Annotated in this window: 20 protein-coding genes, 2 tRNA genes, 1 pseudogene and 1 riboswitch; of the genes and pseudogenes, 11 read left to right on the plus strand and 12 right to left on the minus strand. The window is 61.4% G+C overall.

The genetic code is table 11. From position 1 onward, the window contains the following. Positions 1–101: 101 nt before the first annotated feature. Positions 102–1,898: pseudogene (locus C501_RS12165) on the plus strand (type I restriction endonuclease subunit R); the annotation flags it as partial. Between the two features lie 89 nt (positions 1,899–1,987). Here the strand turns inward: C501_RS12165 and C501_RS0102065 are convergent. Together C501_RS0102065 and tadA are read right to left on the minus strand one after the other, a co-directional pair. Then, a tRNA-Ser gene (locus tag C501_RS0102065) sits at positions 1,988–2,077 on the minus strand. A 55-nt stretch (positions 2,078–2,132) separates the two neighbouring features. Further along, entirely contained in the window at positions 2,133–2,627 is a 495-nt protein-coding gene (gene tadA / locus C501_RS0102070; RefSeq protein WP_018133971.1) for a tRNA adenosine(34) deaminase TadA, read from the minus strand. An 80-nt stretch (positions 2,628–2,707) separates the two neighbouring features. On the opposite strand from tadA, the gene upp reads away from it, so the two are divergent. The 3 genes from upp (at position 2,708) to C501_RS14170 (ending at position 3,753) form a co-directional block, all read left to right on the plus strand. Beyond that, positions 2,708–3,343 carry a uracil phosphoribosyltransferase gene (gene upp / locus C501_RS0102075; protein WP_026174513.1) on the plus strand — a complete coding sequence of 212 codons (636 nt, stop codon included), beginning with the start codon at positions 2,708–2,710 and terminating at the stop codon, positions 3,341–3,343. Positions 3,344–3,419: 76 nt separating this feature from the next. Next, complete coding sequence (locus C501_RS0102080) at positions 3,420–3,599, plus strand: hypothetical protein (protein ID WP_018133973.1); 180 nt, start codon at positions 3,420–3,422, stop codon at positions 3,597–3,599. Between the two features lie 10 nt (positions 3,600–3,609). Next, a complete protein-coding gene (locus tag C501_RS14170; RefSeq protein WP_156807577.1) occupies positions 3,610–3,753 on the plus strand; it encodes a hypothetical protein in 144 nt (47 codons plus the stop codon). Positions 3,754–3,832: 79 nt separating this feature from the next. Here the strand turns inward: C501_RS14170 and C501_RS14680 are convergent, their stop codons facing one another. After that, positions 3,833–4,600, minus strand: a complete 768-nt coding sequence (locus C501_RS14680; RefSeq protein ID WP_018133975.1) for an aggregation-promoting factor C-terminal-like domain-containing protein — start codon at positions 4,598–4,600, stop codon at positions 3,833–3,835. 8 nt (positions 4,601–4,608) lie between these two features. Then, a riboswitch (cyclic di-AMP (ydaO/yuaA leader) is annotated at positions 4,609–4,782 on the minus strand. Between the two features lie 114 nt (positions 4,783–4,896). On the opposite strand from C501_RS14680, the gene C501_RS0102095 reads away from it, so the two are divergent. Both C501_RS0102095 and C501_RS12170 read left to right on the plus strand, forming a co-directional pair. Beyond that, complete coding sequence (locus tag C501_RS0102095; protein WP_018133976.1) at positions 4,897–5,334, plus strand: MarR family winged helix-turn-helix transcriptional regulator; 438 nt, start codon at positions 4,897–4,899, stop codon at positions 5,332–5,334. A 4-nt stretch (positions 5,335–5,338) separates the two neighbouring features. Then, complete coding sequence (locus tag C501_RS12170; RefSeq protein ID WP_156807578.1) at positions 5,339–6,649, plus strand: MFS transporter; 1,311 nt, start codon at positions 5,339–5,341, stop codon at positions 6,647–6,649. On the opposite strand, the gene C501_RS12175 is transcribed toward C501_RS12170, so the two are convergent. Then, entirely contained in the window at positions 6,582–8,312 is a 1,731-nt protein-coding gene (locus C501_RS12175) for a sensor histidine kinase (protein WP_245532378.1), read from the minus strand. The two genes, C501_RS12170 and C501_RS12175, sit on opposite strands and share 68 nt — an antisense overlap. Positions 8,313–8,411: 99 nt before the next feature. Further along, a complete protein-coding gene (locus tag C501_RS0102115) occupies positions 8,412–9,155 on the minus strand; it encodes a response regulator transcription factor (RefSeq protein WP_018133980.1) in 744 nt (247 codons plus the stop codon). A gap of 1,122 nt (positions 9,156–10,277) precedes the next feature. On the opposite strand from C501_RS0102115, the gene C501_RS0102125 reads away from it, so the two are divergent. Both C501_RS0102125 and C501_RS0102130 read left to right on the plus strand, forming a co-directional pair. Continuing rightward, positions 10,278–11,102: a winged helix-turn-helix domain-containing protein gene (locus C501_RS0102125; protein ID WP_026174514.1), complete on the plus strand. Its 825-nt coding sequence runs from the start codon at positions 10,278–10,280 to the stop codon at positions 11,100–11,102. A 53-nt stretch (positions 11,103–11,155) separates the two neighbouring features. Beyond that, on the plus strand, positions 11,156–11,689 hold the full coding sequence (locus C501_RS0102130) for a SixA phosphatase family protein (RefSeq protein ID WP_043567933.1): 534 nt from the start codon (positions 11,156–11,158) through the stop codon (positions 11,687–11,689). Positions 11,690–11,692: 3 nt separating this feature from the next. Here the strand turns inward: C501_RS0102130 and C501_RS0102135 are convergent, their stop codons facing one another. From C501_RS0102135 to C501_RS0102160, 6 genes are all read right to left on the minus strand, one after another. Next, a complete protein-coding gene (locus tag C501_RS0102135; protein ID WP_018133984.1) occupies positions 11,693–12,334 on the minus strand; it encodes a TetR/AcrR family transcriptional regulator in 642 nt (213 codons plus the stop codon). Then, on the minus strand, positions 12,331–14,352 hold the full coding sequence (locus C501_RS0102140) for a YhgE/Pip domain-containing protein (protein ID WP_018133985.1): 2,022 nt from the start codon (positions 14,350–14,352) through the stop codon (positions 12,331–12,333). The genes C501_RS0102135 and C501_RS0102140 overlap by 4 nt, the downstream gene beginning before the upstream one ends. Continuing rightward, positions 14,352–15,017 (minus strand): hypothetical protein, encoded by a 666-nt coding sequence (locus C501_RS0102145; RefSeq protein ID WP_018133986.1) that lies wholly within the window; start codon positions 15,015–15,017, stop codon positions 14,352–14,354. The genes C501_RS0102140 and C501_RS0102145 overlap by 1 nt, the downstream gene beginning before the upstream one ends. A gap of 77 nt (positions 15,018–15,094) precedes the next feature. After that, positions 15,095–16,537, minus strand: a complete 1,443-nt coding sequence (locus C501_RS0102150; RefSeq protein ID WP_018133987.1) for a dihydrolipoyl dehydrogenase family protein — start codon at positions 16,535–16,537, stop codon at positions 15,095–15,097. Between the two features lie 316 nt (positions 16,538–16,853). Next, positions 16,854–17,444 carry a ScbR family autoregulator-binding transcription factor gene (locus C501_RS0102155; protein WP_018133988.1) on the minus strand — a complete coding sequence of 197 codons (591 nt, stop codon included), beginning with the start codon at positions 17,442–17,444 and terminating at the stop codon, positions 16,854–16,856. 657 nt (positions 17,445–18,101) lie between these two features. Beyond that, a tRNA-Arg gene (locus C501_RS0102160) sits at positions 18,102–18,174 on the minus strand. Positions 18,175–18,480: 306 nt separating this feature from the next. Between C501_RS0102160 and C501_RS0102165 the strand changes: the two genes are divergently transcribed. After that, on the plus strand, positions 18,481–20,319 hold the full coding sequence (locus C501_RS0102165; protein WP_043567953.1) for a phosphoenolpyruvate carboxykinase (GTP): 1,839 nt from the start codon (positions 18,481–18,483) through the stop codon (positions 20,317–20,319). Positions 20,320–20,377: 58 nt separating this feature from the next. Here C501_RS0102165 and C501_RS0102170 read toward each other — a convergent pair whose 3' ends face one another. Continuing rightward, positions 20,378–20,731: a universal stress protein gene (locus tag C501_RS0102170; RefSeq protein WP_018133990.1), complete on the minus strand. Its 354-nt coding sequence runs from the start codon at positions 20,729–20,731 to the stop codon at positions 20,378–20,380. A gap of 289 nt (positions 20,732–21,020) precedes the next feature. On the opposite strand from C501_RS0102170, the gene C501_RS0102175 reads away from it, so the two are divergent. Both C501_RS0102175 and C501_RS0102180 read left to right on the plus strand, forming a co-directional pair. Beyond that, positions 21,021–21,980, plus strand: a complete 960-nt coding sequence (locus tag C501_RS0102175) for a tripartite tricarboxylate transporter substrate binding protein (RefSeq protein WP_018133991.1) — start codon at positions 21,021–21,023, stop codon at positions 21,978–21,980. Further along, entirely contained in the window at positions 21,977–22,552 is a 576-nt protein-coding gene (locus tag C501_RS0102180; protein WP_043567937.1) for a tripartite tricarboxylate transporter TctB family protein, read from the plus strand. The genes C501_RS0102175 and C501_RS0102180 overlap by 4 nt, the downstream gene beginning before the upstream one ends. The last annotated feature ends 85 nt before the right edge of the window (positions 22,553–22,637 follow it).

Consider the following 22,637-nt stretch of genomic DNA (forward strand, 5'->3'; position numbering starts at 1 on the left):
CGGAAATCCCGAAGTCTCTCGCAATCTGCGATAACGGGGCCCGGGCTTTACGGGCCACAGCCACGACATCGTCACGGAACTCTTTCGGATAGGGCTTGGGCATGAGATACATCCTTCCAGCGAGGACGAATCCTCACAGATCAGATGTCAACCAAACCCGGGGCAGACCCTTCGGTGACTACGTGGACGTGTACGATCTCACGCGGGCCGTTGAGGATGGCGCAACGGTCAGAATCTTCTATGAGTCCAGGCTGGCCAAGGTCGAGCTCTCAGAGGCTGATCTCGCCGCCCTAGACGATCTTGCGGACGAGATTACCGAGTCTGTCGAGGAGGAAGCCGCGTTGGCTGCGAAGTCGCGATGGTCGAGGCTGGAGGCAATCGTTGGCGCGGAATCACGGCTGGATCTTGTGGCTCGTGACATCGTGGAACACTGGGAGGAACGCGGCGAATCACTGTTCGGCAAGGGGATGATCGTGACTATGAGCCGCCGCATCGCAGTGCGGCTCTACGAGAAGATCGTCACGCTGCGACCTGATTGGCATTCCGACGACCCTGCTCAAGGCAAGATCAAAGTCGTCATGACTGGCTCAGCAGCTGATCCTGCTGAGTTCCAGCCCCATATTCACTCGAAGGAGGTGCGCAAAGCTTTAAAGCTTCGAGCGAAGAACGCCGACGATCCACTGGAGCTGGTTATCGTTCGTGACATGTGGCTGACGGGGTTTGATGCACCTTCGATGCACACGATGTACGTTGACAAGAGCATGCAGGGCGCAGGTCTCATGCAGGCCATTGCGCGGGTAAACAGGACCTTCCGCGATAAGCCCGGTGGGTTGATCGTCGACTACATCGGGGTGTTTGCAAACCTGCAGAAGGCGCTGAACGAGTATTCTCCGTCGGACCGAGACCAGACCGGGGTGCCCATCGAAACGATGGTGCAGGTCATGATGGAGAAGCACGATATCGTGCGGGGTCTGCTTCATGGCGTCCATTACGACTCCTCGCCTGAGCTCACGGCCTCTCAACGCATGAATGAATACGCGAAGGTTCTCGACTTCGTCCTGGCCGATCCGGACCGCACGTCGCGCTTCAACGACCAGGTGCTTGCCCTGACCAAGGCGTTCGCACTCGCGGCTGCACGTGACGAGGCTGTAGCTATAAGGGCCGACGTGCGGTTGTTTACTGGCGTACGGGCTACGATCTTGAAGATCCAAAACCCGGGTTCTGGCCGGGGCGGTTCAGGAGCGGTCGAGATCGATACTGTGCTTGGGCAACTGCTTAACGAGGCGGTCGCAGCCGACCAGGTGGTCGACGTGTACAAACTCGCAGGGATCGAGACCCCTGAAATCTCGATTCTTAGTGACAAGTTTCTAGACTCGTTCGCGGAGACGCCTAACTTACAGATGGGTCTCTTGCGTCGGTTGTTGAACGATCAAATCCGCACTGTGCAGCGCACAAACCTCGTGCAAGGGCGAAAGTTCTCCGAGATGCTCGACGAGGCTGTTATCCGCTACACGAACCGTGCGTTGACGACAGCGGAGATCATCGCCGAACTCGTCAACCTGGCGAAGCAGATACGTGATTCGGAAAAACGGTACGAGAAACTTGGCCTGAAGGAAGACGAGGTCGCATTCTATGATGCTGTGGTACAGAACGACTCCGCAGTGCTGGAGCTCGGTGACGAGACACTCAAGGCCATCGCACAGGAGCTAGTCACGTCAGTACCGCAGTCTGCGACGATTGACTGGAATCTCAAAGAATCGGTGCGCGCTGCGATGCGGTCGAAGATACGCCGCATTCTCGCCAAGTACGACTACCCGCCGGATGCAGAGGCCAGGGCAGTCGAACTCGTCCTGGAGCAAGCAGAGCTGTACGCCGGTGAAACCAAAGGAACCGCTTGAGGTCCCCTTCTTGTACAGTGAAACCGCTGGAGTTGTTGGATAAACGAAACCCCGGAACCCTGATTTATCAAGGCTTCCGGGGCTTCGCTTGGCGGTGACGGTGGGATTTGAACCCACGTTGGCTTTTACACCAAACAACATTTCGAGTGTTGCACCTTCGGCCGCTCGGACACGTCACCAACCTGAATACTCTACGCTATCGGGCAGTACGGACTCAAAGCGTCTCAAAGCGCCTCACAGGGCGCCGGGCCTCTGCTCCTCGAAGAAGCCCCTGAGCAGCTCTGCGCATTCGGCCTCCCGCACCCCGCCGTAGACCTCGACCCAGTGATTGAGCCGGGGCTCCCGGAGCACTTCGAGCGCCGAGCCCGCAGCACCCGCCTTCGGATCCCAGGAACCCAGCACGACTCGCGGCACCCGGGCCAGGACGATGGCTCCCGCGCACATCGCGCAGGGTTCCAGGGTCACCACCAGGGTGCAGTCTTCCAGCCGCCAGGAGCCGGTGGTGGCGGCCGCCGATCGCAGTGCCAGGATCTCGGCGTGACCGGTGGGATCCTGATCCGCCTCGCGCCGGTTCCGGCCGGTGCCCAGCACCGCGCCTTCCGCGGAGATCACGACGGCGCCGATGGGCACGTCGCCGGTCTCTAGCGCCGCGCGTGCCTCGATGAGCGCGGTCCCCATCCACTCCTCGGACTGGTTGGGCGCGGGGGTGGTCGATCGGCTCTGACTCATCTGGTGATTCTAAGCGGTTGCGGCTCATCTCTGCTTTCCCTATTCCCGGGAGCAAAGGTTTCTGCGGTAACTTGTTTCCTATGCGAGTTCAGGTTGTCGACCACCCTTTAGTTGCCCATAAGCTCACCGTTTTGCGGGATAAGAACACCCCATCCCCGGTGTTCCGCCAGCTCACCGAGGAGCTGGTGACCTTACTGGCCTACGAGGCGACCCGCGAGGTCCGGGTGGAGCCGGTAAGCATCCAGACCCCGGTGACCCAGGCGGTCGGCACTGGCTTAGTGAAGCCGACGCCGCTCGTGGTGCCGATCTTGCGGGCCGGCCTGGGCATGCTGGAGGGGATGACCCGGCTGTTGCCGACCGCGGAAGTAGGCTTCCTCGGCATGGCGCGCAACGAGGAGACGCTGGAGGCGGTCACCTACGCCGAGCGGCTTCCGGAAGATCTCAGCGGTAGGCAGGTCTATGTCCTGGACCCCATGCTGGCCACCGGCGGCACTCTGCGGGAGGCGATCCGCTTCCTCTTTGACCGGGGCGCGATGGATATCACTTGCATCTGCCTGCTCGGCGCACCCGAAGGCATCGAGGCTCTGCGGGTTCAGCATGAAGGTGCGCGCGTGACCGTGGTTCTGGCCTCCGTGGATGAAGGCCTCAACGACAAGGCCTATATCGTCCCCGGGCTGGGCGATGCCGGGGATCGGCTCTACGGCGTCGTCGGCTGAGGTTTCCCGGGAGATACCCAGGGGATAACAGCATCCACGAGGCGCTTTTCCTGTTCCGCAGCAGCACAGCAGCCCGATGCAGTACCCGGTGGGTGAGCTTCCGCCGAGGCCGCAGCAGCTCAAAACCGCAGTGAAGCTGATGTATGTCGGTGCGGTGCTAGCGGTGCTCGGTGGGGTCGCGACGCTGATCGGCGTCCCGGATGCTGTCGCCTCACTCACCGCTCGGGAAATAGCCCCCCGGGCGGACTCAGGCTGAAGTGCAGACCATGGAAAGCGCTCTGCGGATCTTCGCTACCACCGTCGGGATCCTCACCATCGTTCTCACCGTGGTCGTTCTGGTGATGCTGTGGAATTCCGCGGTCAGCAATTACATCGCGGCGCAAGAGCCACGCGAACCAGGCCGGGCGTAGAGTTCCGCAGTCAGACCTTAAAGGCTTGGGGCCCGAACAAGAAGTTCGGGCCCCAAGCCTTTAACGTCTGAAGATCGGCTCAGTACCAGCCGACAGCCTGGGACTTGCCCCATGCTGCACAGGGGGAGCCGTAGCGCTCCTTGATATAGCCCAGGCCCCAGGTGACCTGAGTTTTGAAGTTGGTGCGGTAGTCCGCGCCGACACTGGCCATCTTCTGCGCGGGCAGGGACTGCGCGATGCCGTAGGCCAGGCTGGAAGGGTTCTCCGCGGTGGTCCGCCAGTTGGACTCTTTCTCCCAGAGCGAGGTGAGGCAGGACATCTGATCCTGCGCCCAGCCGAAGCCGCCCAGCTGGCTTGCCGCGAAGGCCTTAGCCGCTGCGGGGTCATTGAGTGCCTGCACCTTATCGGCGGAGGCGTCGACCTTCGGTGCCTCTTTGCTGGCGGTCTCTTTGCTCGGGGTCGCAGATTTGGTCGGATCCGTCTGCGAAGAAGCGGAAACCCCGGTGAAGCTGAGTGCTGAGAGGTCGGCACCGGCGCTGACCGCTTTGCTCTGAATCGGGGTGGTGCTGCTGGCTGCTTCTAGGTTCGCCGCATCAGGCATCTGCGCCTCCTGCGCCGGGGCGGAGTTGCCCGCCGGGGCGATGGCCGCGATCAGTACACCGGCTACGGCGACTGCTGCGGCTCGCTGGGTAGGAACCTTGGGGGTGGCCTGCCAGAGGTGCTCCAGCGTACTCGTCTGGCTGGCTGCTCGGCGGCGGCCGGGCTTGCCGGTACGGGTGAAGCTGCTGCTTTTTGATGTGGCTGCGCGGCGGCCGTGCGGGCCGCGATTTTTAGACGTGCTGGACACGAACGTGGTGCCTCTCTCTCACTGACCTACGAGGTAAGCTGTCGGATTCGGATGAGAGCATCCGGCCTCATATGCGAGGCTTCACCCCAAGGCTGCAGGGATATGCAGCCAGCGTTGGTTCCCCCGTCTCTGCCTCGTGATGCGTTACCACCTGGGACGGCAGGGTTCGGGTTATCCCAAGGGAACGGAAACGTTAGATACGCCCTGGTCCAAGATAACGAAAATTCCGGACCGTGTCACATTTGGATAACGGAAGCTATTTACACAGCCAAGCTCATTAGCTATGCTAAGTAAATATGAGTCAGCGGAAACGGCCGGAGCATCTGGCGAGCAGTCTTCGTCAGGCCGTGATGCGCACTTCCCGTAGGCTGCGATTCGAGGCCACGAGCGAACTCGCCACCCCTGCCCAGTACACCGTGCTCGCCTGGCTCGATAACGGAACGGCAACTGTGAGCCAGTTGGCCGAGGCGGAGCACGTGCGCACCCCGAGTATGACCAGAACCATCAACGGCATGGAGCGCGCAGGTCTAGTGCGCCGGAGCCAGCATCCGGAGGATGGAAGGCAGGTTCTGGTCGGTTTGACCGATGCCGGGCGGGCGGTTCTGCGGGATACCCGCCGCCGGCGCACGGAGTGGCTGGAGCGGCACCTCGCCCGGCTTGCCCCGCAGCAGCGGGAAACCCTGCGGGAAGCGGCAGAGATCCTGCTGTCTCTGAGCGAAAGCGAACGCAACTAGACCTATGGCGAGCATGTTCCGGGCCCTGAGAGCTTTCAACTACCGGCTCTGGGTGGCCGGTGCGCTCGTTTCCAATATCGGGACCTGGGTTCAGCGTGTGGCTCAGGACTGGCTCGTGCTGACGGTGCTAACCGATCACTCCGGGACAGCTGTGGGGATCACCACCGGCCTGCAGTTCCTGCCGATCCTGATCCTCGGCCCGTGGGCTGGCCTGCTGAGCGACCGCTATTCCAAGCGCAGGCTGATCATCTGCACCCAGACGGCGATGGGCTTCTGCGCCCTGATCCTCGGCCTGCTGGTGGTCACCGATGCGGTTCAACTGTGGCATGTCTACGTGCTGGCCCTGATGCTCGGCATCGGCAGTGCTATTGACGCCCCGGCCCGGCAGGCTTTTGTTTCCGAGGTTGTACACAGCGGTGACGTACCCAATGCGGTGGCGCTGAACTCCGCTTCTTTCAACCTGGCCCGCATGGCCGGGCCCGGGCTGGCCGGATTGCTGATCGCCTGGGTGGGCACCGGCCCGGCTTTCCTGATCAACGCCGCGAGCTTCTTCGCCGTGATCATCTCCCTGCTGAAGATGCGTCCCGCTGAACTGCAGCCGACGGAGCGAGTCCCGCGTGGCCGGGGGCAGATCCGGGAAGGTCTGCGCTACCTGCGCGGGCAGCCGGAGCTCAGGATGGTGCTGGTGCTGGGCGGAGTAGTGGCGACGGCGACGCTCAATTTCCAGATGGTCAACGCGATGATGGCCACAGAAGTCTTCCGGCAGGGCCCGGGCGAATACGGATTGCTCGGTACCATCATGGCCGTGGGCACGCTCAGCGGTGCTCTGCTGGCGGCCCGCCGCGGCGCCACCCGGTTGTCTTATCTGGTGCTGGCGGCTTTAGCCCTCGGCATCTTCTCGGTGCTAGCGGCATTCGCTCCGGGCTACTGGCTGTACGCGCTAGCGCTGATTCCGATCGGGATCGCCGCCGTCACCTTCCTCAACCTGTGCAACACCACGATTCAGCTGGGTGCCGACCCCGCCTTCCGGGGCCGGGTGCTCGCGCTCTACATGATGGTGGTCCAGGGCGGCACACCGCTCGGTGCTCCGCTGATCGGCTGGATCGGCACTGCTTTCGGGCCGCGCTGGAGCCTGATCATCGGCGGGGCAGTGGCCGTCCTCGCCGCTGTCCTGGCAGGGGTGGTGCTGCTCCGCCGGGGCGGCGTACCTTTGCGGACCCGGTTGCAGACTCAGCTCGTCCAGCCGCTCAGTCATCCCCGCCAGGCGTGGACTGCGTCCCGGCAGCGTCGCGCCCGGCAGGAAGATCAACCATAAAGGCGGTGTGCCCCGGCCGGGAGGTCAAGGAGATCTGGCCGCCGTGGGCGTGGACGATCGCCTGTACGATCGACAGGCCCAGCCCGGTGGTACCGTCGTGGCCGGATCTGGCGACATCGGCGCGGGCAAAACGGTCGAAGATCTGCGCCTGGAATTCCTCGGGAATCCCTGGACCGTCATCCAGCACTCGAAGCTGCACGATGCCGTTGGGCAGGGCGCGCAGGCTGGTAGTCACCGTGGTCCCCGGGTCGGTGTGCTTGGCCGCATTGGAGAGCAGGTTGAGCAGCACCTGGCGCAGGGCACCGACGTCCGCTCGGATGACGAAGGGGTCACTGGGCAAATCCAGCTGCCATTGGTGATCAGTGATGGCGACCTTCATATCGTGGACGGTCTCCAATACCAGCTGAGTGAGCTCGGTCTCTTTGAGCTCCAGCGGCCGGCCCTCATCCAGCCGGGCCAGGGTGAGTAGGTTCTCGACCATGGCACCCATGCGTTTGGATTGCGACTCCACTCGGCCTAAGGACTTCTCGCCGGAGGGGCTGAGCTCCTCGGTCATCCGGATCATCTCGGTATAGCCCCGGATCGCGGTCAGCGGGGTCCGCAGTTCGTGGCTGGCGTCGGCGACGAACTGGCGGACCTTGGTCTCGCTGCGCTGCCGGGACTGCAGCGCTGAAGCCACATTGTCCAGCATCTTATTCAGTGCCATTCCCACGGTGCCCACTTCGGTATGCGGATTCGAAGCGTTCGGGGGCGCGCGTTCGGCAAGTTTCACTTCGCCCTCATTGAGTTGGAGCTTGGCCACCCGTGTGGCGACGGAGGCTAATTGGTCGAGGGGAGCCATGGCTCGGCGGATCAGTGCCGTGGCTACCAGTCCCATGGCCAGAAGGCCAGCTGCGGAGACGAAGATGACGGTTGCGAGCAGTGTGCTGAGGGTGTCATGCATCCCTTTGAGCGGGATTCCCGTGACGATGATGTCGTTGTACGCGTTTCGCACGCCGATGAGGCGATAGTCTCCGAAGCTCAGGCTGACGTCGATGCTCCGGCTGGGCGTGACTGAAGTGATGGTGGCGACGTCGCTGGATGTTACCTGCACATTGGTCAGGGGCTCCGATTTGCCCTGTTCTTTGGCCGGCAGGTTAATGATGTTCTCGACCAGGGCGCCGTCGTGCACTGCAGCGCTCAGAGTGCCGTTGAGGATGCCCTGGATCGGCGGCAGCTGCTTGAGACCGATCTGGTTCTGATAAGCCAGGTTGTACACCGTGGTGACCTTGTTCGAGGCGTCGCGCAGCGAGCTGTTCGCCTGCTCATTGAGCACGATGTTCATGGAAAGGTAGCTCACCAGGCCGACTACGAAGCAGATTCCGGTGAGCAAACCCATCGTGGACAGCACGAGCTTGGAGCGCAGGCTCCAGCGCGACAGGCGCATCGCTTCATGTGCCCCGTGGCGTATTTTCTTTGCTCGCAAAGGGATGCGGTCGGTCCAGGTCTTACGCTTTCGCGGCTGCGCAGCAGTACTTTTCTGCGCAGTGCCGTCCTGTGCACTGCCGTCGTGAGTGCGGCTGTCGCCGGAATCCCCTTGTGCGCTGGCGCTTCCGGAGCCGGCCGAACCTGGGGGTTCGGCCGGCATCGGTGGCACAGCGGAGGAAGGCTCCGAGCTCACCATAGGGCGTTCCTCCTGGCAGGTCAGATGAGCTGCTCAGTCTAGCCCGATTTCAGCTCTTAACTCGTGGGTAGCCTTGCGGCTGCTTGGCACAGCCGGGTGCTATTCGGCTGCGGGTTTGAGGATGTAGCCGGCTCCGCGGACGGTGTGGATCATCGGTGGGTGATTGGCCTCGATCTTCTTGCGAAGGTAGGAAATGTAGAGCTCCACGATGTTGACCTGGCCGCCGAAGTCGTAATTCCAGACCCGGTCCAGGATCTGCGTCTTGGAGAGCACTCGCTTGGGGTTCTCCATGAGGTAGCGCAGCAGCTCGAATTCGGTGGCGGTGAGCGTGATCTCCTCATCGGCACGGATCACCTGGCGGGTGTCATGGTTGAGGACCAGATCCCCTACCCGGACTTCGGCGGCGTTCTCCGCGGTGACTCCGGAGCGCTGCACGATGCGATGCAGACGGAGCAATACTTCCTCCATGCTGAAGGGCTTGGTGACGTAATCGTCGCCGCCCGCGGTGAGGCCGGCGACGCGGTCTTGCACAGCATCTTTCGCGGTGAGGAAGAGTGCGGGGATCTCCGGATCGAAGGCGCGGATCTTGCCGAGCAACTCGACGCCGTCGAAGCCAGGCAGCATGATATCCAGGACCAGCACGTCCGGGCGGTAGTCGCGGGCTAGCTTGACGGCGGAATTGCCGTCATGGGCCACCTGGACATCCCAGCCGGCCATCTGCAGGCCCATTGACATCAGCTCTGCGAGGCTCGGTTCGTCGTCAACGACTAGTGCCCGGATCGGCGAGCCGTCCGGATGATTCAGCTTGGGCAGGTTTTCGGTGAATGAGCGGGTTGTAGCCATACTTAAACTTTCTGATGTTTCTGTATATCCAGCCTTGAGATTCCCTGAAAAACAGCTGTGGAAGCTGTGAGGTGAAGGTTCGTGGCAATTTTTAGAGTGTGGTTAGAACCTCGTGGAGCAGTTGTTCTCGGGCTGCCCGAGGAGCGCTCCGCGCGTTCGGCGAAGTGACTGCGTCAGATAAATAGCAGTTCAATTTTGCAGCAATGGTTCGGTCGGTCATTAATTGCTATACCTTTGGCTATATTCTGATATTCGGGAGTATTTTCGATGATCATGTCCGAAGAGTTTTAAGTAAGCAGTTCTCAAATTATTCAAATGTTATTTGAGAAGCATTTTAGATAATAAAGAGCGCTGGTGACTCAGGTGAGTCACCAGCGCTTTCTGTGGCCGCTTGCACCTGCCCTCAAGGGGGCGGTTGCGCCACATGACCGGGGGTGATGGCTGTCACATCACCCCCGGCCATGTTTTGATTTTGCGGGGTTTAGAGGCCCAGCAAGCGTCCGATGGTGCAGGCGAGGAAGCCGGCAGCTTCACCGATGCCCGTGCCCAGGTAGCCGACAAGAGTAGCGAGAGCTTCATTGATAGTGTTCATGATTTTTCCTCCAGTGCATTAGTGGAATCAAGGGTTTAGCAGGCCTGCCACATCAACATAAACTGATCATTCGGAAAGAGGAAGAGAGTTTTCGGTAAAATTATGTGAAACAATATGTCTCTGGCAACTTCCTGTTAGATAGATAAAATTTCTCTGATTGCTACCTGCGCGGCGGTAGTGAATTATCTCGACCGATTCAGGCGGCTCGACCCTAGTGGAAAGCGTCTCACCATGTGGACATAACGGACCGTTATTGCTTGTGTTACTTGCATCTGCGGATTGTTACGGTGCAAACTGCAGGGGTGAACATTCACTCAAGTGCATGTGCAGTTGCAGTGCTCCGGCCCAGGACGATCCCTGGCACGGCTATGTGCTGCTGTCGAATGCAGGCCTAACGCTTCCACCTGAGAGCGTTGGCACTTTAGAGCCAGCAGGTCGCCTCCGGGCATTCTTCGCACCACAACCGCGGAGCTAAGCATTCCAGCCGTCTCGGCCGAGGCGGGCCCCCGCATTTCTTGAGGTTACTCTCCATGTCGATCGCACCGGGATACGTACACATATCCGTGCGCAATGCGCAGCGGACCCAACGGAGTCCGCAGCATGGCGCTGCCCAGCAAGGCGCATCTCAGCAGAGCAGAAGGACGGATCCTGCTGAAGTTACCTCCCCTTTCGGTGCCTCGGAAGCATTTTCAGAACAAGCAGCGTCTGCGCCGGCTGCCGTGATGGCTGAATCCGGTCAAGCTCTGCACGCCGTGCGTCAAGACAACGCGGCTCAGGGTTTCGTGCTCTACCTGGGCCTTGATGAGGAGACCGCAGCGAGCCACGGGACATCGCTCGCCAAGCTTGCTCAGGACATCCGGGCGTATGCCCATTCGCTGGTACCGCAAGCGCAGAGCTATGCGGTGGTTGCCGTAGCTCCGGCAGGAACCCCGGGCAGCCCGCTCGATGTGGTCCGCTCTACTTTCGGCGATCCCACAATCACCCAGCGCCGTCGTCAGGAACCACGGCCGGCCTCGGCACCAGTCAACCGGCCGCCCGGAGTGCTCATCGACCTGGCCCGCCGCGAAGTCCACCTGGATGGCGAGGCGCTGAACCTCACGTTCAAGGAGTTCGAGCTGCTCAACTATCTGGTGGAGAACGCGGTCCGCACTGTTGCCAGAGAAGAACTCCTCGAAGGACTATGGCGCAACGCCGATGAGGTGCCCAATGAGCGCACGATTGATGTGCATATCCGGCGACTACGCTCCAAGTTGGGACGATTGGCGAATACCGTACGCACCGTACGTGGGGAGGGGTACCGCTTCTACGAGCACCCCGAAGTAGTGGTCTGGACCGCACCCGAGTATTCCATCTAGGCCATTCCGCCTACCTCCACCTACCACCGCAGTCACGTCGTTAGACTGGCTGAATGCCTGAGCACTCAGCCGGATACCATCGCAAACGGCTAATTCTGATGCGTCATGCGAAAGCCGCGTACCCGCCTGGCGTCGCCGACCATGAAAGGCCGCTTGCAGAACGAGGGCATGCCGAAGCTCCGCTGGCCGGGCGCTGGTTGCGTGAACACGGGGCGGTACCGGATTTCATTCTGTGCTCATCGGCGTTGCGTACCAGGCAGACCTGCGCCTGGGTCTGCCACGAACTCGACCAGTTGGCACCGACGCCCAAGCTGGAGGACGATCTTTACGATGCCGGGATGTCCCGGATGCTCGCCCTGATCAATCACGTTCCGGAAGCGGTCACTTCGCTGCTCGTGATCACGCATCTGCCGACGGTGCAGGAGCTGACGATGCATCTGGCCTCAAGAGATTCGGATCCACAGGCGTACGCCGATGCTGCCGGTGGGTTCCCGACCAGTGCCCTGGCGATCTTTGGCTTAGACTCCTCATGGGCAGAGCTCGATGGTCAGGATGCGGTGCTGCAGGATTTCGTGGTGCCGCGCTGAGCACTACCTGTTTTCCGGCAGCAGGTACCCGTGCAGGACGATCATGATGGCCGAGATGCCTTCCTCCCGGGTGCGCTCGGGGTGGAACACCTGCTGATCGAGCCCCATGATGAGCGCGGAGCTCAACGCCAGGCCCGCAACGGTCTGCATCGGCACATCCGAGCGCACCGGATGCTCTGCGGCGACCCGGGCGAAGCTCTGGCCCGCAAGCGCGAACAGCCGTTCCCGCAACAGACTCAGAGTCTGCCGCCACTCACTGGGCGTGCGCCACATCTCGGAGACCAGGAGCTGCGTGAACGAAGGGTACTCGGCGAAGAAATCAAGGGTCTTGCCGATCACATCGCGCAGCGCCGGTAAAGCCGGCAGCTCCGGATCCGGGCGCAGCCTGGACTCCAGGATCTCCACACCGTATTCGAGCAGCTGCGCTATCAGCCCCGACTTGCTGCCGAAGTTGTAATAGACGGTGCCTTTGGAGACCCCGGCGGCCGCGGCGATCTCATCAACCGTCACCTGCCCCGGGCCACGCTCGCCGATCAGCCGCATCGAGGCTTCGAAAACCTTCTGCCGGGTGATGGCCGTCCGTTCCGGCCGCCGGGTCACCAGCTGCCCGAGCTGGTTCACGGCACTGCTCTGATCAGCGGTCATATCACGATCTCCGGTTGTAGCTTCTTGAGGGTCCAGTACTGGTGCCGGTGTACCGCGAGCACGCTCAAGAGCAGGCCGATCACGGTATGCACCAGAAGAATCAGGAGGATCTGCGGCAGGGCGGCCAGGGAGGCTCCGTAGATCAGCGCGCGCAGGCCCTCGACCACATAGCCCATCGGCAGGATCATATGCACCGGGTGCAGCGGCTCCGGGGTGGTCTGCCACGGGAAGGTTCCGCCGGAGGAGACCAGCTGCAGCACCAGGAGGATCAGCACCACGAACTTCCCCGGTGTGCCCAGCAGCGCCACGATGCCCTGGATCAAGGCGGTGAAAGCCATCGAAGCGGCCAGGAGCAGGCCGAGGGTGAGCCAGGGGTGGCTCGGGTTGAGGCCGAGGGCGAAATACACCACCGAATACAGCAGCATCGCCTGCACGATGGAGACCGTCAAGAACGGTAGCCAGCCGCCGAGCGCCACTTTCCAGGCGGGCGCATTGCCGGCTAGCGCCCGTTGCGTGAGCGGACGCATGGCCTGGACCAGCATGAACGCCCCGATCCAGAGCGCCAGGACCAGGAAGAACGGTGCCAGCCCGGCCCCGTAGCTGCCGGCGGAGGTCTGCGCCAAGGAATTCACCGCTACGGGGTCACCGATCACCTTGGACGCAGTGTCCTTGGTCGCCTCATCCGGATTCGGAATCTTTCCCGCACCCAGTTGCAGCTGGTCAGCCAATTCCCGTGAGCCATCGGCCAGCCGGGTGCTGCCTTCGGCCAAGCGGCCGGCGCCTTCATCGAGTTGCTGTGCTCCGGACGCCAATTGCTGAGAGGCGGAGGCTGCTTTCTGCTGGCCATCGGAGAGCTGCTGCGCACCGCCTGCCAGCTGTTGCGCCCCGGAGGAGGCCTGGGAGATGCCTGCGGTCAGCTGCGGTGCCGAATCCGCCAGCGTCTTGGCACCATCGGCGACAGCCTGGGAACCATCGGCCAGCCGCTGGATGTCAGCAGCGCCGTCGCGGATCTCTGCCTTGACGGGCTGGAGGTCCTGGGTGATGGTCTGGGTGATTTCGGTGCGCTGGGCCGGGGTGATGGTGCCGGAATCGACGAGTCGTTGCAAAACCTGGTCCAGTTGGGCGGAAGCTTGCTGATCGGCGTCCTGTAGCTTGCTCACCCAGCCCTGAACTGTCCTGCTCAGTTTGGCATTGCCCTGCGCCACCTGGGCTGCGCCGTCGGCCAGCCGTGCGGAAGCCCCGGGCAGCTCCGCAGTGCGGAGATCCAGCTCCTGCAGCCCCGCAGCGAGCCTGCCCGAGCCATCGGCTAGTTGTCCTGCGCCGCTGGCCAGCTGCTGCTGACCGTCGGCTAGCTGCCCGGCACCCTGCGCGAGCCGAGAACTCCCGTCACGCAGCTGGCCGCTTCCATCCCTGAGCTCGCTGGCACCATCCGCTACTTGCGCTGCACCATCGGCCGCCTTGGCGATCTGCTGGTGAATCGTCCCGAATCCGGTGAGCAGCTGATTGGCTGTGGCTTCGCCGACTTCACGGGCCACTGAAGCATGCACCTCGGTGGAGACTTTATCCACGATGGGGGAGAGCAGGTAGTTGTTCGCATCGTTCGTGGTGACGTTGAGCAGAGCCTGCCGGGCCGCATCGAAATCAGCCGGGGACGCCAGGTTCGCAGAGAAATCCCGCGGGATCTTGAGTGCGAACGAGTACTCGCCCCGGGCGACGCCGGCATCGGCCTCAGTTGGGGAGTCGACCTGCACCCAGTCGAAGGTCTGGGCGTCGATGAGTTTCTGCGTGACCTGGTCCCCGACGGCCAAGGGTTTTCCCTGACTGTCCGCGGCTCCCTGATCTTCGTTGACCACAGCGGCTTTGATCCCGCCGAGGTTCTGGTAAGGATCCCAGTTGGCATACAGGTACACGGCGCCGTAGAGCAGCGGGACGAGGAGCAGGGCCAGCAGCGACAGCTTGGGCAGCCGCCCGCTGGTCATGCGTTTGAGCTCGGAGAGCGCTAAGCGGATCGTGGTCATCAGTCCTCCTGGGATTCGGGATGGACGGTTTCGGAGTCTGGGGCGACCGGATTCACGAGCCGAGCCGATGGCCCTGCCCAGTTCTGCGGGATCTGCGCCACGATGGCGATAACGCACAGCGGCCGGCCGGGATTCGTGGCGAGTGCCTGCAGATAGTCGAGCCAGATGGCCGGATCGAGGCCGTGCCGGTCCGGGGAGTCGGCGATCATCAAGGTGATTCCCGGGTCCGCCAGGGCGGTGGTGCACAGCAAAGCCAGCCGGCGCCGCGGAGGCAGTGCGAGTACTTGCTCATCGGCGATGTCGACGAAGGCGTTCACGGTCAGCCAGTCCCGTGTGGACCGGGCACCGCGATGGCGGCGCGGGATGAGCGCTAGATCCTCGGCTGCCAGCTGGCGGACGCTCAGATGCTGCTCGGGCTCATTGACGTCGGGAGAATCGATGAGGGCGCTCTTGCGGCGGCGCTTTTTGAGGTCTGTCTGCTGATCCCAGCTGATCATGCCCGCATCGGGTTTCATTCTTGCGCTGAGCGCTAGCGCCAGCGCGGTCCGCTGAGTCTGATTATCGGCGGTGATGAGCAGAAGGCTCCCGGTGCTGGCCTGCAATGAGGTCGGCGGGACGAGGTCGTGATGGCGTCCCTTAACGCGCAGGTTTTCAGTGATGAGCATAGCCCGGCCCTTCGATGAGTGTCAGGCCCACTCTACTTGTACTGACTAGTCAGTACAAGTAGAGGTTTCACCTCGATTCACCAATCCAGTTCTTCCAGCAACCGCAACCACACCTCACTGATGGTCGGATACGCAGGAACCGCGTGCCATAGACGGTCCACCGTTACTTCGCCGACGATCGCGATCGTCGCCGAGTGGAGGAGTTCTGCGACACCCGCTCCTGCGAAGGTAGCGCCCACGAGGGTCCGCTTCTGGCGGTCCAGCACCAGCTGCGCCCAGCCTTCGTAATCATCCTGATAGAGGCTGGAGCCGGCTACCGCTATCGGAAGCTCTACGCTCACCCCATCGACCCCTTCGTCCCGGGCGCGCTCCAGGCTGCGACCCACCGTAGTGACCTCCGGGTCGGTGAAGACCACGCTGGGGACGGCGTACTCATTCGCGGTTTGCGCGTAGGCGCTCCAGGGCGCCGGGTCTACCTGCTCATCCGCAGCCCGGGCGGCGAGGACCGCGCCAGTGATCCGTGCTTCGTACTTGCCCTGATGCGTCAGCAGTACTTTGCCCGCTGCATCGCCTACCGCGTAGAGCCAGTCAGTTCCGGCGACCAAGCCGGTGTCATCGGTGCGCAGCTGGCTGATCTGCTCAGCCTCATTCCGATCTGCGCTCTCTCCGGAGAGCAGATCTTCCAGGCCGATGCCGGCGATAGCAGGGCGTCGGCCGGTGGCAATGAGGAGTTCTTCCGACCGGAGCGTCTCCGAATCCAGATGGATCCGGAAGTCGCCATCGCGCTCGATGCGCTGGGGCGAGGTGTGCTCCCGGAGATCCACCCCGTCAGCGCGCAGTGACTCCCGGATGATCTTCCGAACCGCCTCGGGCATCTGAGCGAGTACCTCGCCGCGCACCAGCTGCACCACCTGTGCGCCCAAGCGGGCATAGATCTGGGCTAATTCGGTTCCTGCGACGCCCCCTCCGATCACCGTGAGGCTGGTTGGTACCTGCTGAGCGCTCGTGGCCTCACGGGTGCCCCAGAAGTCAGTATCCGCTAGGCCCGGTATCTCGGGAAAGACAGGAACGGACCCGGTCGCGAGGACGACTGCATACTTGGCGCGCACCACGGTCTGCTCGCCATCGGAATCCGTGATGCGCACTAGTCGCTCATCCAGGAGCTTCGCCTGCCCGCGGCGCAGGGCTATGCCGGCGTCTTTCACCCAGCTGACTTGCCCGTCATCCTGCCAGTGAGCGGCAAAAGAATCCCTGCGCTTCAGCACTGCGTCGACATCGAGCTCGCCACGGCTCGCCTCCCGGCTGCCTGCGACGTTTTTGGCGGCCTTCAGTGCGGTAGCGGGCCGGATGAGCGCCTTAGAAGGCATGCATGCCCAGTAGGAGCATTCTCCTCCGACGAGCTCGGATTCTATGAGCAGAGCGCTCAGGCCGCCGCGGACCGCGCGGTCCGCGGCATTCTCCCCGACCGGCCCTGCACCGATAACGACAATATCGAAGGTTTCTTCTGAAGACTGCAGCATAACTCGAGCTTGTCACCGCTCGCAGAATAATTCAATAGGATCGGCTATCTTATTGCGAAACCGAATCGAAGCAAAAGTCGCGCGCAAGAAGACTACGGAGGGCTAATGGCAGCGCACTCTGATAGATAAATCATCGGAGAAAGTCTCAGAAAAACATGGCTTGGATATTTCTTAGGCCACGAGGTGTGAGTCTTTTCACGGACCCTGCCATCTTCTGATGCCTTCTTGATTGATTTATTTGCTGGCCGCTAAAGGCTTCGCCGCAGGCTTTACGGTAGCTAATTTTTCGCTGAGCGCTAATCTCCTAGTCCTGTACTCAGGAATTTTTAACCAAGCCATGAAGCAAAATATTCCAGAGGAAATCAAGCCGTTCATGGGCCCCCTCGCCGCCATCCAGGGCCTGGCCCACGGTATGCAGGCCGGTGAAGGCTCCGATGATCGCAGTGGCAGTAGCCCTAGTGTCGGTGTCCTCCGGCAGTTCGCCTTCGGTGACCGCGGCCTGAAGCAGGTCATTGCTGACCGAGATCCAGTCTTCATAAGGGCTACTGGCGGGGATTGAGGGCAGCGAATGATGGGATTCGGTACTCAGGCGCAGCCCTGCCTGCATCAGGGGATCGCTCATGAGCGATTCGGCAATATCGTGCGAGAGGGCGATGACTTTCTCCAGTGGAGATTGATCGGCCTCGAGCCGTTTCTTGCTGATGTGCATCGAAAGAGCGTGCTGGCGTTCGGCGATTTCTCGGGCGAGATCGCTTTTCGAGGTGAAGTGGAAGTACACCGACCCCTGGGTCACTTCCGCGGCCCTGGTGATATCCGACATGGCGGCTTCGGCATAACTAGTTTCGGAGAAGATCTTCGCCGCTGCGGTGACGATCTTCTCCCGTGTGGCGATCGCCCGTTGTTGCATAGGCACGACTCGCCCTCCCTTCGGTAGGAAAATAAGATACCTGCCCGACCGGCATTGCTCAGGCGATAGCCCCCGTTTGTGGACAGCTGAAGTTTGGGCACCCACGAAGAGCTAAAGAATTTCATCAGCGGTACTGCCTGAAAGTCCTGCTCGGTAAAACCGCATTGAAGCTTCTAACAGCACCTGATCTCATGACGACGATCTGATGAACAGAGATGATGTTACCCCCTTTTGATTTGCCTGAGCACCAAAAATGCACAGACTAACTCATCGACTTCAAATATTAGAGCCGACTGGCTATCTCAGATGGTGCTCTTACCCCAGTCGAGACCAGGACAAAGTGCCGAATATGCGTTTGCTGGATGAAATCAGAACGACTTCGCAAAACTTCTCAAAAGTGATAAAAATTCTGCGATGCTTTGCCAAATTTGAATACCATAATGATTTTTTATTTCGATTCTCCGTCGAAAATTCATAACTAGCGCATCTACGAAGTTGCTGCCACGATTCCAGCCGAGGCTGCAGCCCATGCGGAGTGCACCGTCTTTCGAGGCTCTTATGGGTTCGCTGCGCCTCGCGTACTTGAAACAGAAGAAACAGAAAGAGACCCTCGGCCGGGCATCCGGTCGAGGGTCTCTAGTCTTTATTCGCTTATCGCGCGGACGAAGGGATTCGAACCCCCAACCTTTTGATCCGTAGTCAAATGCTCTATCCGTTGAGCTACGTCCGCATGTCGGCATAAAGACCGTAGGTAACAATACCCCGGAGCGGCGCCCGGCATCAAATCACCTGCCCCGACCGACAGGGCCTCCGTGCTGCCTCGTCGGCGGGGGTCCGGGCGTAAAATAGTAGACCGGCCTACGTGACCTTACTCACATCTTTTGCGGTGAGAATTCCTGTAATTCCCCGAAATCACGGGGATTCTCTCGGTCACGATCAAGCTCGCTGAGGACATGGCACATCATTTCCTCAGGTGCTTTCGCCGTTTCAGCACTTACTGTGAATGGCATCCACCCGGCCCGATGAAGGGAAGAACATGGCTACTACTGTTGGCGCGGATTCCGATCAAGAGATTTCCGAGCTGGCATCGACCAGCCATCGAGCCCTGCTCGCCTGGGTCGCCGAGGTCGCCGAGCTGACCCAACCGGATGCCATTCACTGGGTGGACGGCTCGCAAGAAGAATACGACCAGTTGACCGCCGAGCTGGTGGCAGCCGGCACGCTGACTCCGCTCAACCCGAAGCTTTTTCCGAACTCCTATGCTGCCTTTTCCGACCCCAAAGACGTCGCGCGGGTAGAGGAGCAGACTTTCATCTGCTCGGAGCGGGAAAGGGACGCCGGCTTCACCAACAACTGGATGGATCCGGGGCAGATGCGGCAGAAGCTGCGCGAGCTCTTCGCCGGTTCGATGCGCGGCCGAACGATGTATGTGATCCCCTTCGTGATGGGCCATCTCGACGCCAAGGATCCCAAATTCGGCGTGGAAATCACCGATTCCGCCTATGTGGTCGCCTCGATGCGGGTTATGGCCAGAATCGGCACTCAGGTGCTGCGCCGGATGGAAGAGCTCGACGCCTTCTACGTTCCTGCGCTGCATTCCCTCGGAGCTCCACTGGGGCCCGGTGAGAAGGATGTTCCGTGGCCCTGCAACGATGAGAAGTGGATCGTGCATTTCCCGGAGACCAGGGAGATCGTCTCCTTCGGCTCCGGCTATGGTGGGAACGCTCTGCTGGGCAAGAAATGCTATGCCCTTCGCGTGGCCTCGGTGATCGCCCGGGATGAAGGCTGGCTCGCAGAGCATATGCTCATCCTCAAGCTCACCTCACCCGAGCAGAAGACCTACTACCTTTCGGCAGCCTTCCCTTCGGCCTGCGGTAAGACGAACCTGGCGCTGCTGGAGCCGACCATCGAGGGTTGGAAGGTCGAGACCCTCGGGGATGACATTACCTGGATGCGCTTCGATGAATCCGGGCAGCTGCGCGCCGTCAACCCGGAAGCCGGCCTTTTCGGGGTCGCCCCCGGCACCGGCTGGCAGACCAACCCCAATGCGATGCGCGCTATCGCCAAGGGGAACTCCATCTTCACCAATGTCGCACTGACCGACGACGGCGGAGTGTGGTGGGAAGGCATGACGGATGAGACCCCGGAGCACCTGACGGACTGGCAGGGAAATTCCTGGACTCCGGAATCGGTAACGCCGGCAGCGCATCCGAACTCGCGATTCTGCACTCCGATCGACCAGATCGACATGCTCGCTCCGGAATACTTCGAACCGGAGGGTGTGCCGATTTCCGCCATCCTCTTCGGCGGCCGGCGCAAGACCACGATTCCCCTGGTCACGCAGGCGCGGGACTGGGTCAACGGCATCTTCATGGGCTCCACGCTTTCTTCCGAGACCACTGCGGCTGCGGCCGGAGCCGTGGGCGTGGTGCGGCGGGATCCGATGGCCATGCTGCCGTTCATCGGCTATGACGCCGGTGACTACCTCAAGCACTGGGTGTCGCTCTCAGCCACTGGGGATCAGCAGAAGCTGCCCAAGATCTTCTTGGTGAACTGGTTCCGGCGCACGCCCGAAGGGGGTTTCGCCTGGCCTGGCTTCGGGGATAACTCCCGGGTGATCAAATGGGCCATCGAAAGGATCGAGGGCAAGGCCGAGGCCACGGAGACTCCGATCGGCTACATACCCACTGAAGAGTCCATCGATATGACCGGTCTGGACCTGGGGGAAGGCCAGCTTGCCGCGGCGCTCGCCGTGAACAGCCAGGAGTGGGCCCAGGAAGCCGATAGCATCGACGCTTGGTATCGGCGCTTCGGCGGCTCGCTGCCCGAGGAGCTGGTCAACGAGCTGGAGGCGCTCAAAGCCCGGCTGAGCTGAACTGGTTTATACGGCGCTGAGCTGTTTCGTGCTGGGCTCCGGCTACTTTCAGCCGGGGTCACCCGGGTTTGACGGCGAGGACCGGTGCGCGGGCTTCGAGGATGACTTGCTGGGCGATGCTGCCTAGGAAGATCTTCCCCTCCGGGCTGCGCCGCCGTATTCCGATCACGATCACCGAAGCATCTGAGCGCTCAGCAGCATCGAGCAGGTCGCCGGCGGCATCCTTACCCTGCGGATTGGGGTAATCGACAGTCACCGTGATTCCGGCGGTTTCTGCGGCAGCGGTATCCGGGGTGGTGCCGTCCAGGCTGAAGGCCAGCAGGTCCTCATCGCGTCGTAGGGCCTCTGCGATCGCGGCGGTCATGGCGCTCTGGCTTTCGGCCGACTCGGCACTTGCTACTAGAACGGTCACAGCCCTGCCTTTCTGTGGTGGATCTTAGCGACTCTTGAATTCTTGTTGCGCTTCAGTCCGGATTTACTGCTGCAACGCCGAAGCACCCGGGGCTGAATAGCACTACGAATAACACTAGAGGCCAATTTTGTGATACAAATCACTGTACCCCATGTATATTCAGTACCTTTACAGGGAGACACCAGGGCAGTCAAAGGAGACCTCGGCCAGCGTGAGTACCAGTAGCACTCAGCCTGAAACTATCGATCCGAAAACTAAGCGCAGCACCCGTCCTCTGCGATCCGTAGTCATGGGCGGCTATGCGGTCTTTGCCGTGGTGATCATTTTCGCCGCAGGCCTTTTTTCTTTCCAGGCGGGCGCGAGCGGAGATGATCTGCGCTCGAAGCTGACCATCATCGCCCCGGCCTCACCCGGTGGCGGTTGGGACACCTTCGCCCGGGAGCAGCAGCAGGCAATGCGCGCGAATCAGCTGGTGAACAGTGTGCAGGTAGTCAATATCCCGGGAGCCGGCGGTACCATCGGCCTCGGCAAGCTCAGCACTCTGACAGGCCAGGCCAACACTCTTATGGTGGGCGGTACCGGTTTGATGGCCGCTGAAATCCAGCATCGCTCCCCGATCAGCGTGTCAGAGATGACTCCTATCGCCAGGGTGGTCGCCGAGTACAACGTGATCGTCGTACCGGGCGACTCGCCGTATCAGAGCATCGAGGATCTTGTCCGGGCCTGGGTCGCTGACCCTCAAGGAGTGGTCTGGACCGGCGGTGGGTCTTTCGATCAGCTAGTGATGACCGCAACCGCGCTGGCGGCGGGCGTCGAGCCAATGGATACAGCTTATGTGCCGGCAAGCGGTGGTGGTGAAGTGGCCCAAGCGCTCATGAACGGCACGGCTCAGGTAGCAGCATCGGGGTACGCGGACCTTTCCGACCAGATCGAATCCGGACGGTTGCGGGCACTCGGTTTGGCCGCTCCGGAGCGAATGGCTGATAGCGATATCCCCGTCTTGCGTGAAGCGGGGCTCGACGTGACGCTCTCCAACTGGCGGGCACTTTTCGCGCCTCCTAATATCTCCGCCGAGGAACAGGCCGAATTGCTCAAGCTCGTCAAAGAAACCGTGGTCACTCCGGAGTGGGAGGCTGCGATTCCCCGTTACCAGTGGACCGAAGTTTTCCTCAACGGGTCAGATCTGGAGATCTTCTTGAACCAGGAAGATGAGCGGATTAGGAGTCTTTACGAGGAGATGGGCCGATGAGCGAGCCAATCCACTCGGTAACAGCGTCAGCGCAGGAGGCCTTGCCCACGCAGTCGGGATCTGATCGGCAGCCGGAATCCCGGCGTCTCAGTTCAGCCCTGGTTGGCCCTTTGGTTCTCGCCGGCTTCAGTACATATCTGCTGGTCGGAATCCTGACCATGGAGGTGCCGAGCAATGCCTCCTTCCCCGGGCCCAGGGTTTTCCCCGGAGTGCTGATGTCAGCCGGATACCTCATCTCGATCATGCTGGCACTTGCTATCTGGCGCAATCCGGAGGGTGCTGACCCGGACTCGGCTGCCCACCGCCGCTCGGGGGAGCAGGGCTTCCTTTCGGATTGGCGCGCTGTCGCCTGGGTGGTCGGAGGGTTCCTGGCTTTTGCCACGGGTATGCCCTATCTGGGCTGGATTCTTGCCGGCGCACTGCTTTTCTGGTGCGTGACGCGGGCTTTCCGATGGCCCCGGCCGATTTTCGACCTTAGCATCGCACTGGTAATGAGTTCCCTGGTCTACCTGGCCTTCGGTGTGGGCCTCGGACTGAACTTGCCGTCAGGGCTGCTCGGGGGTGCATTCTGATATGACAGTATCAATCTGCTACTAGAGGGCTTCGCCGGGGCGCTCACCCCTATCAATCTCTTTTGGGTTTTCGTCGGCTGCTTGC

The sequence above is a fragment of the Acaricomes phytoseiuli DSM 14247 genome (genome assembly GCF_000376245.1).
Classification (GTDB): domain Bacteria; phylum Actinomycetota; class Actinomycetes; order Actinomycetales; family Micrococcaceae; genus Renibacterium; species Renibacterium phytoseiuli.